Origin of the sequence: Spartinivicinus poritis (genome assembly GCF_028858535.1) — a bacterium.
Lineage (GTDB): Bacteria > Pseudomonadota > Gammaproteobacteria > Pseudomonadales > Zooshikellaceae > Spartinivicinus > Spartinivicinus poritis.
In genome coordinates, this window is the sequence record NZ_JAPMOU010000054.1 from 17,483 (window position 1) to 33,324 (window position 15,842).

12 protein-coding genes are annotated in these 15,842 nt (G+C 40.2%); 7 read left to right on the plus strand and 5 right to left on the minus strand.

Going from position 1 to position 15,842, the window contains the following annotated elements:
• Nucleotides 1-184 precede the first annotated feature (184 nt).
• The 3 genes from ORQ98_RS24715 to ORQ98_RS24725 form a co-directional block, all read right to left on the minus strand.
• A complete protein-coding gene (locus ORQ98_RS24715; protein ID WP_274691497.1) occupies nt 185-1,513 on the minus strand; it encodes a zinc-dependent metalloprotease family protein in 1,329 nt (442 codons plus the stop codon).
• A gap of 51 nt (nt 1,514-1,564) precedes the next feature.
• On the minus strand, nt 1,565-2,245 hold the full coding sequence (locus ORQ98_RS24720) for a hypothetical protein (protein WP_274691498.1): 681 nt from the start codon (nt 2,243-2,245) through the stop codon (nt 1,565-1,567).
• 412 nt (nt 2,246-2,657) lie between these two features.
• Nucleotides 2,658-3,509: a LysR family transcriptional regulator gene (locus tag ORQ98_RS24725; RefSeq protein ID WP_274691499.1), complete on the minus strand. Its 852-nt coding sequence runs from the start codon at nt 3,507-3,509 to the stop codon at nt 2,658-2,660.
• Nucleotides 3,510-3,663: 154 nt separating this feature from the next.
• On the opposite strand from ORQ98_RS24725, the gene ORQ98_RS24730 reads away from it, so the two are divergent.
• The 6 genes from ORQ98_RS24730 to ORQ98_RS24755 all read left to right on the plus strand — a co-directional run bounded on the left by ORQ98_RS24730 (nt 3,664) and on the right by ORQ98_RS24755 (nt 12,627).
• Nucleotides 3,664-4,845, plus strand: a complete 1,182-nt coding sequence (locus ORQ98_RS24730) for an acyl-CoA dehydrogenase (RefSeq protein ID WP_274691500.1) — start codon at nt 3,664-3,666, stop codon at nt 4,843-4,845.
• 315 nt (nt 4,846-5,160) lie between these two features.
• Nucleotides 5,161-7,416: a dehydrogenase E1 component subunit alpha/beta gene (locus ORQ98_RS24735; RefSeq protein ID WP_274691501.1), complete on the plus strand. Its 2,256-nt coding sequence runs from the start codon at nt 5,161-5,163 to the stop codon at nt 7,414-7,416.
• Between the two features lie 3 nt (nt 7,417-7,419).
• Nucleotides 7,420-8,469: an ACP S-malonyltransferase gene (locus ORQ98_RS24740; RefSeq protein ID WP_274691502.1), complete on the plus strand. Its 1,050-nt coding sequence runs from the start codon at nt 7,420-7,422 to the stop codon at nt 8,467-8,469.
• Between the two features lie 259 nt (nt 8,470-8,728).
• Complete coding sequence (locus tag ORQ98_RS24745; protein ID WP_274691503.1) at nt 8,729-9,484, plus strand: peptide deformylase; 756 nt, start codon at nt 8,729-8,731, stop codon at nt 9,482-9,484.
• 417 nt (nt 9,485-9,901) lie between these two features.
• Nucleotides 9,902-12,406, plus strand: a complete 2,505-nt coding sequence (locus ORQ98_RS24750; RefSeq protein ID WP_274691504.1) for a hypothetical protein — start codon at nt 9,902-9,904, stop codon at nt 12,404-12,406.
• Complete coding sequence (locus ORQ98_RS24755; protein ID WP_274691505.1) at nt 12,403-12,627, plus strand: hypothetical protein; 225 nt, start codon at nt 12,403-12,405, stop codon at nt 12,625-12,627. Before ORQ98_RS24750 ends, ORQ98_RS24755 begins: the two co-directional genes overlap by 4 nt.
• A 65-nt stretch (nt 12,628-12,692) precedes the next feature.
• Here the strand turns inward: ORQ98_RS24755 and ORQ98_RS24760 are convergent, their stop codons facing one another.
• On the minus strand, nt 12,693-12,938 hold the full coding sequence (locus ORQ98_RS24760; RefSeq protein WP_274691506.1) for a GlsB/YeaQ/YmgE family stress response membrane protein: 246 nt from the start codon (nt 12,936-12,938) through the stop codon (nt 12,693-12,695).
• 169 nt (nt 12,939-13,107) lie between these two features.
• On the minus strand, nt 13,108-14,382 hold the full coding sequence (locus tag ORQ98_RS24765) for a phosphatidylinositol-specific phospholipase C domain-containing protein (protein WP_274691507.1): 1,275 nt from the start codon (nt 14,380-14,382) through the stop codon (nt 13,108-13,110).
• 433 nt (nt 14,383-14,815) lie between these two features.
• On the opposite strand from ORQ98_RS24765, the gene ORQ98_RS24770 reads away from it, so the two are divergent.
• Complete coding sequence (locus ORQ98_RS24770; protein ID WP_274691508.1) at nt 14,816-15,829, plus strand: OprD family outer membrane porin; 1,014 nt, start codon at nt 14,816-14,818, stop codon at nt 15,827-15,829.
• Nucleotides 15,830-15,842 lie beyond the last annotated feature (13 nt).

A 15,842-nucleotide genomic window follows, 5' to 3' on the forward strand; every position in this document is an offset into this window, starting at 1 on the left:
CTTGATAAAATTCAACTTTAATTACCTGAAAACGTTAAGCATTTTATTGAAGTTGAAAAATACGTGTTAAAGGTTACTTGAGTAGGGTGCCTCAAAAAAGTTGCATTAAGATATAACACGGCTGCATTACAGATAAAAAAAAGGTGCTTAAAAAGCACCTTTTTTTTATTGAGAGAAAAGTGAACTATCGTTGGGCTAGTCGTATATTATCAACAAAGTAGTTTGAGCCAGGAGCGTAAAGATACAGCTCAGCACGTTTAACCTGGCCTTTAGCGATATTGATTTGATTGTTGAGTGTAGTCCAACGCCAGCTAGGCACATTATAGTTAATTACTTGAATCCAGTCAGTTTTATTATTGTCATAGACAACGTAAAGGTACGCATGAACAGGTTTATTTTCGAAAATCCATGCATCCAGACTGATATCGTATGAGCTTCCACCCTTTATGGTTTCAGTGACATTTTTATAAGCTCCAGCCCAATAGTAGTTAGCCTGTTGAACATACAGTACGTTATTATTTCGGTTTCGATGATCTGAACCTAAATTAATATTACTGTACATAGATTTCCAACCGTGATTAACATTACTAAAGTCGGAAACCATGTTTAACTTTACTGGTTTTATTGGTTGAGTTGGCTCAGTGGGAGTGGTCGTCCTAGTTGTTATAGTCGTTTTGGTTGTGGTCTCCGCTACACGAGTTGGTCTATAGCTTAAAATTTGACTACTCATTTGCTTAAGTGCTCCAGCTGCATCAGCCATACCTGCTTGACCACAAGCTCGGTTAGTACCTAGTTGGCCGCCACAAATATTTTTTCTTGGGTTAGAAAATATTGGCTGAACACTATTCCAGGGTGCACCATAAGCAGATGGATAAGCCATTGGGGTATGGAAGTTATTATATTCACCATAGCCACGACTGTATTTAAATGTTCCCCAGTGATTGTTAGGAAAACTATATCCTTGCTGATCATCCTGAGGTATAGAATGTCTTAACCCCATATTATGACCCGTTTCGTGAGCAATAATGTAGTCATAACAGTTAACGGCTGACAGGTTAAAACCTGAGTCGCCTTTAGCTGCCCAGTAATTAAAACTTCCATTTTTTCCTGAAGCTATCCAACCTAAACCACAAGATTGTCTGGGTGGGTTTTTATATACGACAGAAACAATATCAGCACCATATTTATCTCTTAATTGGCTGACTCTGTCATCGTTAGTGACAGCTCTTAGATTAGCATCGTAGGCACCATTAAGATCACCTAACCAATTAACTGACTGGCTGTGTACCACACGAGCACGGAAATCGACATTACTGTTTTTTAAGGTCCGATTAAAATACTCAATAAAGATATTTACCCGGGCGTTTATATCACGGCCCTCAATTGTCTGTAAGGCTTCTGGCGTATACAGAATTAACATGTCTAAATTTTTAGGGGCCGCATTTACGGATAATGCAATACCTGTAAAGGCAAGGCCTAGCCCAATTTTTTTCGCTTGATTGCTAATTGACATTTAATGAGTCCTCTTAGTAGTCACTGTCATTAAAATAATTATTAAAAGCTTTTATGAAGCACTTGAAATAGGAGCTTGTTTTAAGCCTGGTGGGAAAGGTATTTGTTTTTCTTGCTGATGATGCTCTAAGCCATCTTTGCCATCAATAAACTGCAGTTTAGCTCGGTCTCTATCATCAATAATTTTTGTTTCACCCGTTTGGTTATCAACAACCACAGTGTAAGTTGTATTGGCTGTGATGACGGTCATATGCGTATCTAGTTTACCTTTAACAATGGTTACCCCTTGAGTTGTACCTGGTACATCACCAGAGACAATATCTAAATCGCCATAACCCTTACGTGCTTCTGACAAGGTGACAGAAAAATCACTATCCTGCTCGGGGAGTGGTAAACGAAGGGTTTGCCCTGTTGTTAAGTTGGCAAAATATTGAGGGGTCGCATTGGTTTTGAAGTAGCTTAAGCCATCTTCATTTAGGGCTGATTCCCATTGGTTTGCTTGCCAGGGGCTTGATGAATCAGCGGGTTGGTTTTGCTGTGACTTAGCTTTTATTTGAGCAGACTGACGCTTTTCTATCACAGGTTGAGCCGATGCTACTTTTGCTATGACCTGGTCAGTGGTGGCTGTTTGTTGCTGTGCTGGTATTTCCTTTTTGGTAAATGGATTTGCCAGTAAAACCGCAACAAGTGCTCCACCTGCTATACAACCTAAAGCCATTAATTTTTTCTGCATTCGACGCACCCTCGCTTACAAACTTTACATATTGCGTTTTCTGGGTGCTTTTTATACACGTGTTTATTTAATATTTTTTTGGAGTTGGTCACATAAGTTGGGCAACTTTTGTATCGTTTGGCTATAAACTAACTCGTTATTATTATTTAAACATGTGACTGATTTTTTGCTTGCAGATTTTTCTTTATTTTTCAGGATATTAGATAGTTATTCAAATTGTTAATATCTTTAATTGATGAAACTAATAAAGAGACTTTTAAATTAAACTAATTACTTATAATGATGGAAATAAAAAAAACGATAAATGAGAAAAATAAAACAGCTGACATATTAGGGCCTGTTGGAAAACCTTTGCCAGCTACGGCTATTAGGTATAGAGCAAGTTGTAAGAATATCTACAGAGAAGGGTATTTTAAGGGTTTGAAGGGCTATAACATTGTTTACAGTTATCCACTAATACTTTTAGTGGGCCTTCAAGGAGGGCATGTTCCCGATAAGCCAGAACAATTTGATGGCTAATGCTTAGCTCGGCTAAAGGTAATAATACAATATCAGCTCTATTTGGAGTGTTTTCCCAATCTGGCACAAATGCAGCTCCAACTCCTGCACTAACCAACGCTAATGCATATTCGATGGTGCGAATATGGGCTCTGTTATTCAAATAAATATTTTGTTGAGCTAAGGCTTGTTTTAATTTTGTGAGGGCATCACAAGGGTGTCGGTTAATAAAGGGTAACCCTGCCAGATCAGTAAAGTGAATGGCTGTTTGATTTGATAGTGGGTGATTAATAGGTAATGCAATCATATAACGGTCCTGCCAAATTGGTTGAGCACACTCATCCTGGCTAATTAAGGTGCTATCGATAATTCGTGCATCGCAGGGTTCCTCTGGATTAACTAAGGTGAGTTCTAAAGCATCAACAGCACTGGTGAGCTCTTTCAATAATGTACTCATTCGATCGGCCCCCAGCGATCGCATTAGCCCGAGTCGAAATGGAATAGGGGAAGGTTCACTAGCAAATGTGTGTTGAATGGTTTTGGCATCGTTGGTTAGCCGCTTGGCCATTGGATAAAGACGGTGACCTTCTTCTGTTGGCTCAACGCCTTTGGGGTGTCGATGAAACAGCTGGGTGTTTAGCGATCCTTCAAGCTGGTGAATCGCGGCAGAAATAGAGGGTTGTGCGACAAAGCAAGCCCTTGCTGCGGCGCTGATGCAGCGTAACTCATATACGGCAATAAAATAGTTAAGAGAACGCAGGTCCATAGCTTTCACCTATACCCCACAAAGTTAAACAGTATTTTAAACCAATAGTAAAACATCGTAAGCTGGCTTTAAACGACAATTGGGTGGTAGCAACCCATGATAGGAAATTACTATATTAGGAAATTACTCTGTAATAAGAAGGTAGTCATTCATAATGGATAAACATAAACCTGCCTTTAACTGGCAAGACCCTTTTTTACTTGATGAGCAGTTAACTGAAGAAGAGCGGATGGTCAGGCAAACGGCCTTTGACTATGCGCAAAAACGATTAATGCCTCGGGTGCAGCAAGCCAATCGGGATGAAGTATTTGACCGGGATATTTTATTTGAACTGGGAGAATTGGGCTTATTAGGTTCTACCTTACCAGCAGAGTATGGATGTGCGGGTGTTAATCATGTGTGTTATGGACTGACTGCACGAGAAATTGAACGGGTTGATAGCGGTTATCGTTCGGCTATGAGTGTGCAGTCTTCATTGGTGATGCACCCTATTTATGCTTACGGTAGTGAAGCCCAACGGAAGAAGTATTTACCAAAATTAGCATCAGGGGAGTGGGTAGGGTGCTTTGGTTTAACTGAGCCAGATTCAGGCTCAGACCCTGCCAGTATGCGAACCAAAGCCGAAAAGGTAGCGGATGGCTATCGGCTTAATGGGAGTAAAATGTGGATTACTAACTCCCCAATCGCTGATGTATTCATTGTGTGGGCAAAACTAGATGGCGAAGTACGCGGCTTTATTTTAGAAAAAGACATGCCTGGGTTATCGGCTCCCAAAATAGAAGGTAAGTTTTCGTTGCGAGCATCCATTACAGGTGAAATAGTGATGGAAGATGTAGTGGTGCCTGCAGAACAACTATTGCCTAGTGTAAAAGGCATTAAAGGCCCGTTTGGTTGTTTAAATAAAGCGCGCTATGGGATTGCCTGGGGCGCATTAGGTGCTGCCGAGTTTTGCTGGTTGCAAGCGCGGCAGTATACCTTAGATCGAAAACAGTTTGGCCGACCATTGGCTGCTAATCAGCTCATTCAATTAAAGTTAGCCAATATGCAAACAGAAATTAGTTTGGGCTTACAAGGTTGCTTAAGAGCTGGGCGACTAATGGACGACAACCGATGTCCACCCGAATTAATTTCCTTATTAAAGCGTAATTCTTGTGGTAAAGCGTTAGAGATAGCCCGTATAGCAAGGGATATGCACGGTGGAAATGGTATTTCTGATGAATTCCATGTTATCCGGCATGTAATGAATTTGGAGGCAGTCAATACTTACGAAGGAACCCATGATATTCATGCGTTAATATTGGGTAGGGCGCAGACTGGCATTCAAGCATTTTGTTAGTGTAAGAGTTTTAAGAAACGTTCTTTCTTTTGACTTCGTGAAATGCTGTCGCAAAAGGATGTAAAAATAGCGCTAGTGTTTGATATGGAATGATAGGCTATTCCTCGCCGCTCTAAAAGGCCATCCCTGGCCTTTAGAGCTAAAGCTGTTCCCGACAGCAGCGATTAACACCCTGTCACCCCATATCTGCTAGCTTTTTGCGACATTCTGAGAGGGAATGGGATAAAAGAATACAACTAATAAACCTTTAAAAATGCCCTACTACTGAAAAGCGAATAAAAATAATAAAACAGGTGTGTACTGTGAGGAAAGGTGATGAGAAATCGTGCTGAGGTCATTGACGAAAATTTTATTCAGCGGGTACAGCAGGGTAATTGGCCTTGTTGGTCAGAGAGAATACCATTAGTCAATACCTACTTAACTTCCCAGCAATTAGTGGAATTATTTGAGAGTCAGTTGCTGAGTCGTCACCTTGATTTAGAAGCCCGACGTATGCAGAAGCGCGGTGAGGCTTTTTATACCATTGGTAGTACTGGGCATGAAGGAATGGCGGCGGTAGCCGCTGCGTGTCAATACACCGATATGGCTTTTCTGCATTATCGTGATGCAGCTTTTTTTATCCAGCGCTCAAAGCAACTTCCAGGGCAAACCCCTTTATACGACATGTTATTGAGTTTTGCTGCTTCCAGTGATGATCCTATTGCGGGTGGCAGGCATAAAGTATTAGGCTCAAAAAGTTTATTTATTCCCCCTCAAACCAGTACCATCGCCTCCCATTTACCCAAAGCGGTGGGCACGGCTTATAGTATCCCTTTAGCGAAAAGAGTGCAGTGTGGAAAATTACCACAGGATAGTGTGGTGGTATGTAGTTTTGGTGATGCGTCATTAAATCACTCCACAGCGCAAGGCGCGCTAAATACTGCCGCTTGGACAAGCTATCAGCAAGTGCCACTTCCTATTGTATTTGTGTGTGAAGACAATGGCATTGGTATTTCTACCCCAACCCCAAAAGGGTGGGTTGCTCAAACCATTCAGGCTAGAGAAGACATTATTTATTTAAGCTGTAATGGGCTGGATTTAATCGACACCTATCAAACGGCCCAACAGGCAGTACAGATTGCAAGAAAACAGCGTAAACCAGTTTTTTTACATTTTCGTTGTGTGCGGCTATTAGGTCATGCGGGCTCTGATGCGGAAACTGCTTATTTAAACCGTGCTCAAATCATTGCCCAAGAATCGATGGACCCTCTGCTATATAGTGCCTGCTTGTTAGTTGAAGAGTGTATTTTAAGTCCACGGCAAGTAATAGAGCTTTATCAGTGGACAGCGGAGCGGGTTGGAGCAGTAGCCAAGGAAGTGGCGACAAAGTCTTATTTAACAGATCCCAACGCAGTGGTTGCATCATTAATTCCACCTAAAATAAAGCCTGTTACAATAGGTGAAGTGAATGAAAATGATCGTAACCAGGTTTTTGCCAGAGATAAGCAACAATTGGAAAAGCCCCAGCATTTAGCCAAACTCTTAAACTGGACGTTAGTGGATTTAATGCTGAAATACCAGAATATTGTTTTAGCAGGAGAGGACATTGGTCCTAAAGGGGGCGTCTATAATGTTACCAGTAAATTAGTAGAAAAATTTGGTGTTCACCGGGTAATTAACACTTTGCTGGATGAGCAAAGTATTTTAGGTTTAGCGATTGGCTTGGCTCATAATGGTTTTATTCCTATCCCTGAAATTCAGTTTTTAGCCTATATCCATAATGCTGAAGATCAAATTCGTGGTGAAGCGTCTACACTCAGCTTTTTCTCTCAAGGGCAATATACCAATCCAATGGTGATCAGAATTCCTGGTTTAGGTTACCAAAAAGGGTTTGGTGGGCACTTTCACAACGATAATTCATTTGCCGTATTTAGAGATATCCCAGGGGTTATTATTGCTTGTCCATCCAATGGTGCTGATGCTGTCGGCTTATTGAGAGAATGTGTAAGGCTAGCTGTAGAAGAACAGCGTATCGTGGTGTTTATTGAGCCGATTGCTTTATATATGACCAGGGATTTACACGAGCCAGGAGATGAGCAATGGTTATTTACTTATCCTGAGCCAGGTACACAATTAATTGGTTGTGGTGAAATTGGTCAATATGGCAATGGTACAGATTTATGCATTATTACTTATGGTAATGGGTATTATTTAAGTCGGCAGGCAGCAAAAGTGCTCACTGAGCAATATGGAATCAGTTTACGGATAGTTGATTTGCGTTGGCTGGCCCCATTAAATCACGAAGCCATTCTCGAAGCAGCTGCACCTTGTCAGTCAGTATTAATAGTGGACGAGTGTCGGCAAACCGGCTCAATTAGCGAAGCGCTAATGACAGTATTTATGGAGCAGATGACTGAGACGGGTGACTTTTATAAGCCGATTAAACGCCTCACTGCCACTGACAGCTTTATTCCTATTGGTCGGGCAGCCAGCTGTACTTTACCCAGCAAAGCGTCAATTATTCAAGCTGCATTTGATGTAGTCAATCAGTTAAGTACAAAAAACTCACTATACGACATAAAGCAAGCCTAACAAATGATGAAAACCAAACAAAGAGCACTTGTCGTATGCCCTGGACGGGGTACCTACAATAAAACCGAACTGGGTTATCTACAACGTTATCATCACCAACAACAATCATGGATAACCCAGGCTGACAACTACCGGTCAGCACAGCAGCAAATCACCCTTACTGAATTAGACAGTGCTGAACAATACTCTTTAAAGCAACATAGTGCAGGTGATAATGCTTCATCATTGATTTATGCATGTGCTTATTGTGACTTTTTAGCCATTGATCAGGACGAGTTTGAAATTGTTGCGGTTACCGGGAATTCCATGGGGTGGTACATTAGTCTAGCGGTTGCCGCGGCTATGGAGTCAATGGATGCGTTAACGCTAATTAATACCATGGGTAATATCATGCACCAATCGCTAATGGGGGGTCAGGTAATTTATCCTTTGGTTGATGCGAATTGGCAGCTAATTGAGGGTAGACGTGCACATTTACTGGAAATGATGACAGCTATTAATCAACAGACCGATTGTGAATTATATATATCCATTGAATTGGGTGGCATGTTGGTGTTTGGTGGTAATGAATTAGCCTTAAAACAATTAACCGAAGTACTGCCGCCAGAACAAGAGCGTTTCCCAATGCGGCTGTTTAATCATGCTGCTTTTCATACCCCGCTGCAACAAGGGGTATCATCACAGGCCAAGCAATTATTAGCTCAAGACTTATTTCAGCAACCGAAGATTCCATTAGTTGATGGACAGGGAAAGCTATGGTCTCCATATAGTACTGATCCTGCTTTACTATGGGATTATACTCTTGGTCATCAAGTGATAGGCACTTATGATTTTACCAAAGCCATTCAAGTGGGGGTGAAAGAGTTCGCCCCTGATAAACTGATTATTTTAGGCCCTGGTACCACATTGGGTGGGGCTGTCGCTCAATCATTAATTACTATCAATTGGCTAGGCTGGCAAGCTAAAGAGGATTTTATTGAAAGACAAAAAACTGATCCTTTTATCATATCGATGGGATTGGCAGAACAACGGTCGTTGATTGCTCCTGCATAAATGACATTCACACCATCCTTGGCACTTGTCGTTGATTGCTCCTCAATAATAACTCCTATATTTATATAATAATCTGGCTATGAAAGCTGATGGGTATGGAATAATAGGGTATTCTATAGCTGCGGTCGGGAACCGCTTTGGCGTTAAAGGCTAGGGATGGCCTTGTAGAGTGCCGGAAGAATACCCTGTTAATCTATATCAGGTACTGAGTTAATTTTTTGACTTCTCTGCCATACAATATGTAACGTAAGTGAGTAACATGAAAGTAAGTAGTCAATCACTAGCAATACGACAAGTGGGTGATCCTATTTTGCATCAGTCGCTTAAACCGGCTGACTTATCCAATCTTTCAGCAATATCAGCCATGATTTCCATCATGAAAGAAAGCTTGAATGGCGGGGTAGGGGTTGCCTGTAATCAGTGTTCTGCAATCAAACAGCCCGTACAAATCATGATTATAGGGACTGATGATGAGCAATTACGGCAACAAGCCATGGAGCGTTACCCTGGTGAAACGATTCCTCATATCACCGTGATGCTTAATCCAAAAATGACCTCTGTCAGCCAGGAGACGTATTTTCCCATTTCTGGTGAAGGCTGTTTAAGTGTATTTGGCCCTATAAGAGGAAAAGTCAAACGGCATCGGTCGGTTACAGTTGAATATTGGGACGAGCAAGGCAATCAGCACTTAGAAACTTGCGAAGGCTTTTTTGCGCATATCATTCAGCATGAAATGGATCACTTGCAAGGGGTTACTTTTGTTGAAAGAATTTTTGCTGACTGTACAACAGAACAGTGTCAGCAGTTACTCAGTTATATAGATCAAGAACTTATACGACGAGAACAGTTAGGGCTTAATATAACTGAAATCGAAGTGGGACCTGCACCCCTGGTATTTGAGCGTAATGATAATGGAGGTGTTATTTTTGAACCAAAACACTTTCAGGAAGCTTTAACAGAATTAATGACGCCTACGGTTGTTGGGCTTCACAAGGTGCTCAATAATTTTTGTTGATATGTTTGAATATACCCACCGTTCTTATACTTTCTTTTGATTAGTCAACTTATGACTATACCCATAAAGCTTGCCTAGTTTTTGGCTAAGAAACCTAAATATTTAAAACTAATCACTAAAGATACTGTTCTATGTCTTTAGTGATAATCGACCACGCTAGCCTGAATATTTCAAATATCGACGGTTTTTATTGGTCTGCTGAAATGGTCGGGCGTGTGTCAACAATAAATATAAATTAATGTTAGCCCAAACATAGAACAGTTACTTTAACGAATATATCCAGTTTTTTGATTCAGTATCAATTGGAAACCTAAAAATACTAATGATAGGGATTTTTTGCTAGAGGTATACCATTCACGATTTATTTTTGGGGAGATAACTTATCAAAGTAACAGTTTGTGGATGAGGATCATTGCAATGTACTCAACTACTGTATCTTTAAATAACACTGTTCATCAGCCTGCACCTAACTACATGAGTGAATCGGTTGCATATATACGCAACGGACGTATTATCAAAGTACTCAATAATGTAGAGTCAAACTCAGAAAAACCGGCTAAATGTTTTACTTTATTTAAACATTGCTTAAGTAAACATAATCATGCACCTTCATCAGTGATTGTTCCTTTGAAAATGCGTAATGAACAAGGAGAGTGGTTACGCGAGAGTGTGGTAACAGTACTACAGTTGTTCCAAAAAAAAGTAGCTGAGTTGAATAAGCAAAAACTTCTAACTACAAAAGAACTCAGTTCGCAACTAGACCAATTATCAGACCAATTAAATCAACAGTCTGCACCTGTCTTAAATGAAACCGAGATAAGTAGCTTTTATCAGCAGTTAAAAAAATTAGCTGATACGCTGCCTAAAACAAGTGATATACAAGAATTAGCAGAACTATTAGCTGTTCATGCAAAATTGCAAAGCTTGGCTGGTGCTCGAGAATCACTCAAGCAGCAGCTTTATCAGCAGTTGATACAATTAGAGCAACCAGGAGCCAGTAGCAAATTTCAAGCACAGTTACGCTTATCAGTGGGAGCAAGTTTACTTGGATTGGACTTACTTGAAGGCAGTATAACTATTAAAGCTATGTTTGAGGTATTAACAGAGGATGATACTGGTATTTTTGAAATTCGTTCTGCAGGTTTGAAGCTGAGCATGGCGGGAGGTGATAAATCGATTGTTGAAGGGGAGGCAGCTGTGCAAGCTGGCTATGGCACTATTTACAGTGATGAGTCATTGTTAGCATTTGTTGACCGTCAGGTAGATTCTATTATGGGGGCTTTGTTTACTGCTGCAACCAGTAAGAGTATTGGCCACTTAATGGATTGGAAACGAAACCAAACCTATGTGGAATTGCAGCAGCAGGCACTTTCTAGTCAGCATCGGCTAAATAATCTTTTGCTTAAGCAAGGGTTACCTGCTCAAGTAGTTCCAGCGTTGGGTAAAATAAAAAAAATGCCGCTAAAAATGAAATTATTTACCGGTAAGATGGCTGCTGGAGTTAACCTGTTCAGGCGAATATTTAAAGGTGAAGTATCAAAAAGTGTATTTAACGCTGATATTGCTAAGCGGCAGCCTTTGATTGATAGCTTGCAACAAGACTCCCTTCGGTTATTTCGTTATGATTCGCACTATTATAACAAAAGTATTAATGATTTGACTCAGCTAGCCATCCAGCAGGCTGATAAACCCTTGCTAGTTAGAGCAAAGCAGGTATTAGATGGATTATTTGCAGAATATCAACATTATAGTGACTTGGCCCAGTTTTGTGATTATGCCCGTGCAAATCCAAAAAAAATTCCATCAAGTACGTTAGAACAAGCAAGACAAGTTAAAGCATCTATTGAATTGCAGAGAGAAGCAAAAGGGCGGGTTGAATACTTAAAAACGATTTCTATATCTTATATAGCGTTGTTGCAACTATACATAGCCAGTTGCCCAGTAGAACAACAGGAAGCATATAAGCAACACTATCAAGCCTTTGGGGAGCAACTAAGACAACCTGTATTTTATATCCCAGAAAGTACAATGGCTGATCAGCTTAGCTTTTCGACACGTAGCCAATTATTACGTAATGCCTTTGGTGGCACATTAACACTTGAGCTGCCTTCAGAAAATATTGGTTTAAGCCTAAGCGCTACCTATACTAATACTGAAAAACACCCAAATTATTACCGGCAAGGTGAGTTTTTAGACTTAATGATTAGCTTAGATAATCAGTTTAATATTGAGGATATTTTATCGCTGATTGACTCTGAAAAAACGACATTTAATGGGTTGGATGCTATGTTAAAAAGCAATGATACTGAGCCAGGAGTCACACAGCAAAGCATCATTTCACAGTTAAGACAAACCTTAAGTCATGTATTTGATGTGGGGTTAGAGCTGGGAGCAAGCCTGGAATGTCGATTTAAAAAATCAGATAAAAAACATTGGAATTTGCAGTTTGTAAGAATAAAAACTCAATTTGGTCGGGCTGCTCTGATGCCAGGTTTAGGTATAGAGATTGCGCCTACAGTGAAAGCAGCAGTGAGTGCAAAAGCAGCAGAAACCCAAACTGTTGTCAGGCAAGAGTGGTTGGGGAGTAATACCTTAAGCTATCTATTACCTATTTATAATGCCTTAAATAGCACTGAGCAGACTGAGCGCTGGCAGCTATTTACGAAACAGCATGAGAAAGAATTTAAAAAAATATTTATTGCGATCGCAACAATCGGCTCATCAGTAAGAGATGAAGTGGATAAACTTCTGGAAAAAATTGAAAGTCCAGAGTTACATGCAAGGCTGTTAACAGCAATTGGCGAATTTAAGCAAAATGCGACAGCCAATAATTACCAGAAAGCCTTAACAGTATTTAACGAGTTTTTGTCTTATCAACAAGAAGTCCACTTTAAGCTAAGTGAAAAAGTATGGCATGATTGACCTGGCTGATATCATCATACAAAAGCAACAGCTTGAATGAAGGGCGGTTGACGAATGAACAAACAGGTCAATTGTTGCCTTTGTTAAAATCGGGGCGCTGGTTAACGATTAGTTATATTAGTCAAACCGGTAAGCAAGTGAAGTTAAAGCTATCTTTACGCGGAGCAACCGCTTCTTTATTATTTATTGATGAGCATTATACGCTACATAAAAAAGGGTAGTGGCTCTTTAAAAAGCTAAGGGTGTAAATAATTCTACACCCTTAGCTTTAAAAAGATTTTTTAATTTATTTAATCAGTCGATATAAATATAACAAGAGGAATGCACCGCCAGTGGCAATTAAAATACCTTGTAAGCTAAATGAATTGACTCCACCAAAGCCAAATAAGCTGGCAACATAGCCGCCCACTAAAGCACCTGCAATACCTAATAAAGTGGTAATGATAAAGCCGCCGCCATCACGTCCAGGCATAATCCACTTGGCCAAAATACCTGCAATCAATCCTAATACAATCCAAGCTAAAATTCCCATATTAAATCTCCCCATGTTTTGAGAGACTAAACTATACGCAACCTAAAATGAGTTTAGGCATTTTAACTGATGATTTTAGATGTGCGTCACTTTAAATAGAGCTTTTAAATCACAATATTTTTGGTAATCAGTGCTTTTATTTTGAGGGTTGATCACTAGGCTGAATCTGTTATTTATTAATTAAACTAGTAGGGTAATCTCCAGGTAGCCACTCCCCTAGGCTATTTTTGTCATGGTAATTAATCCATACAGCTTTTCCTGAAGTTTCTTTTAATAACTGCAAATTTTGATAGCCACTTCTGGGGACATCAAATTGAAAATGAGTACCAAACGCTGCTATACATCGAGCCGTACCTACTGACCAAGTACCTGTATCGGGTGTTACTTGCCACTCGTTAGTTTGTCTATTACGACAACTATGGGCGTAATGACTGCTACAAGCTTCAGCATTGAAACGGCCATTACGACCTTGGACAGCACAATGTTTTCCAGCTGAATTAGTATGTGGCTCATTTTCTGCCCAGCTCCACACAGCTGCCTGCAACCGTGGATCAAATGTTGTTAACGGTTCTGCACCCACTAAACCAAGCCCACAAGATACAGCATCACGCATCACTTGTGGGGTGATCGCTGGCGGAGGATTACCAAAGTGGCGGGTGAGCCAGGTAGCATCTTCATAAATACGAATTAGCTGGTTTGCTACAGCTGTTGCTGAAAAGTGTTTGGTTGTGCACTTGGGGTAACCGCTAAAACTGCCGTTTTCGGTTGGCCAGTGGTCTTTAAATACTGTTGTACTCCAGGCAGGTGTAGCACAATTGCCGCCTACTAAAATGATTTGTTTACCCTGTCGCAAAATGGCTTGTTTAGTGATTGTTTGGGGAAGCTGGCGACAGCTATCAGGTCGATAGATTAAGTCACCCAAGAACTGATTTAACATCGTTAAGGCTTCAGGATAATGGCCATCCAGATGGTCTTCGAGGTAAATCATTAACAATTGATCGCGATGGGAGGGCTTTCTTAACCATGTATTGATTTCTTTTATAGTTGTTGTAAAACGCCGATCAAAAATACTACAACCTGTGTGCTTATCCGTACCATGGCATAACAAAACCTCTTTTTTGGCCCGGGTACCTAATGTCCAGTGAATATCTAACTCGATAGCACGGATACCATAATCTAGTTGCTGACTAATACTGAGTTGATGGTTAGGATCCCAGTAACTGCCCAGAGTGGTATAGGCTTTTGAGTTATAACTGTTATGAGTATATAAAAAAGTACTACGGCCTAACGGCTCACTAATATCCAGCTTAATTTGTAGTTGAATAGCACGATTAAGCCAGCTTTGTGGGTAGCTGTTAGCTGAAGTGGTTGCGGTATATAGTAGAATAAACAATAAAGGGATAGAAAGTCGTATATTGGATGGCAAGGCAATAATTAAACACATTTTGTAAAGTCCTTTTTTATTTTTATTGGCTCCTTAATCAGGCTAGCCTAAATATTCGTTTCGCGAATAATTTTTTATGGCCATAGCAGACAATGAGGCTGCTAAAAGACTCTAGCACGGCAATAGGTTTACTAAAATAGTACAAAAAACTGTGAACCTTTAACTTTAAATTTAAAAGCAAATAAATAAAAATACGACAAGAAACTCAAGAAAGTTTTTGAATGATCCTTAACTACTCCCAAGAATTGAAGGGAAACTGAACTAGCCATGGAGGACAACCGTGAATTTTAGTTTCAATTAAACCAATTTCCTTGTATTTCCTACCTGTACTTTATCCTCTGGCCATAAACTCAGAAGGGGATAGAAAGATATTTACTGAATGTTAGCTGCAGAAATGTATTTACTATAAACAACTCATCCAGTGGTCGTTGTAATGCGTTATGATGTAGTCGCCGTAAGGCATTTATCCTTTGTGACTGTAATAGCTTTATTAGGTTATTTAGTGAGTAATATTGCTCGTGGGGCTGAACAACAAAATGGCCCACTAACCATGCGCTATAACAACTTATTTGTTAATAGTAATGCGGCTCAGCGCAGTGAAGTATTTGACTTGGATGAGTGGGTTCATGGTTTAGAGCTGGAATTTAAGTCTGATTATTATTTTGGCTTTATTGGTTTTGACTTCACCATGGGAAGTGCAACTTATGTGAATGGCAACAATAATGGTAACGGAGCAAGTAATACAGGAGGCGCCCATGGTTTTGTTGCTAATCAGCAGCAGGCTGGTGAAGGGGCAGCAGCAGAGGGCTTTATAGAACAGCCAGTACCGAATGATAGAGAGTTTGTATTTTCGTCTTTTAGTTATGAGCAACTTGAAGCAAAAAGTAAGGAAATGCAAGACTGTATGTCGGACCCTGGTAGTCAAGAGCCACAAGCCTGCCAAATAGAAGTGCCTCTTTTAGAAACAGAAGAGATTGATTATTTGCGTCAGCCTCAGCTCAATAGTGACAGTAGTGGTAGCTTGTCGGCAATATCACAAGCTTATACTAAACTGCGTTTTGGTGATGATTCCTTTTATATCGGTTTAAACTACGGCTTGCAAAATATAGATATAGCCACCTTTTCAACGGCCAACTCTAATGTGACTGCCAGCTCTATCTTTGGTGCTTTAATTACCGCTAACTGGAAAAATGCACGGGTGTATTTGACCCGTTTTAATCAATATCATAATCGCCGTTCCAGCCAATTATTAAGTGATTTAGAAAGCTATGACCGGCAAAGCAAAATTGATCATATTGATATCCTGGGGCTGAATTATCAATTAGCACCGGGCTTAAACGGGCAGCTTGAATATGGACGAGCGGATAATCAATTAACAAAGTATTTCCTAATTATCACTATACCTAAGCCATTAGCTGCTGTATATTTGAACAGTATGGCAATTTGATTGAGAAGGTATA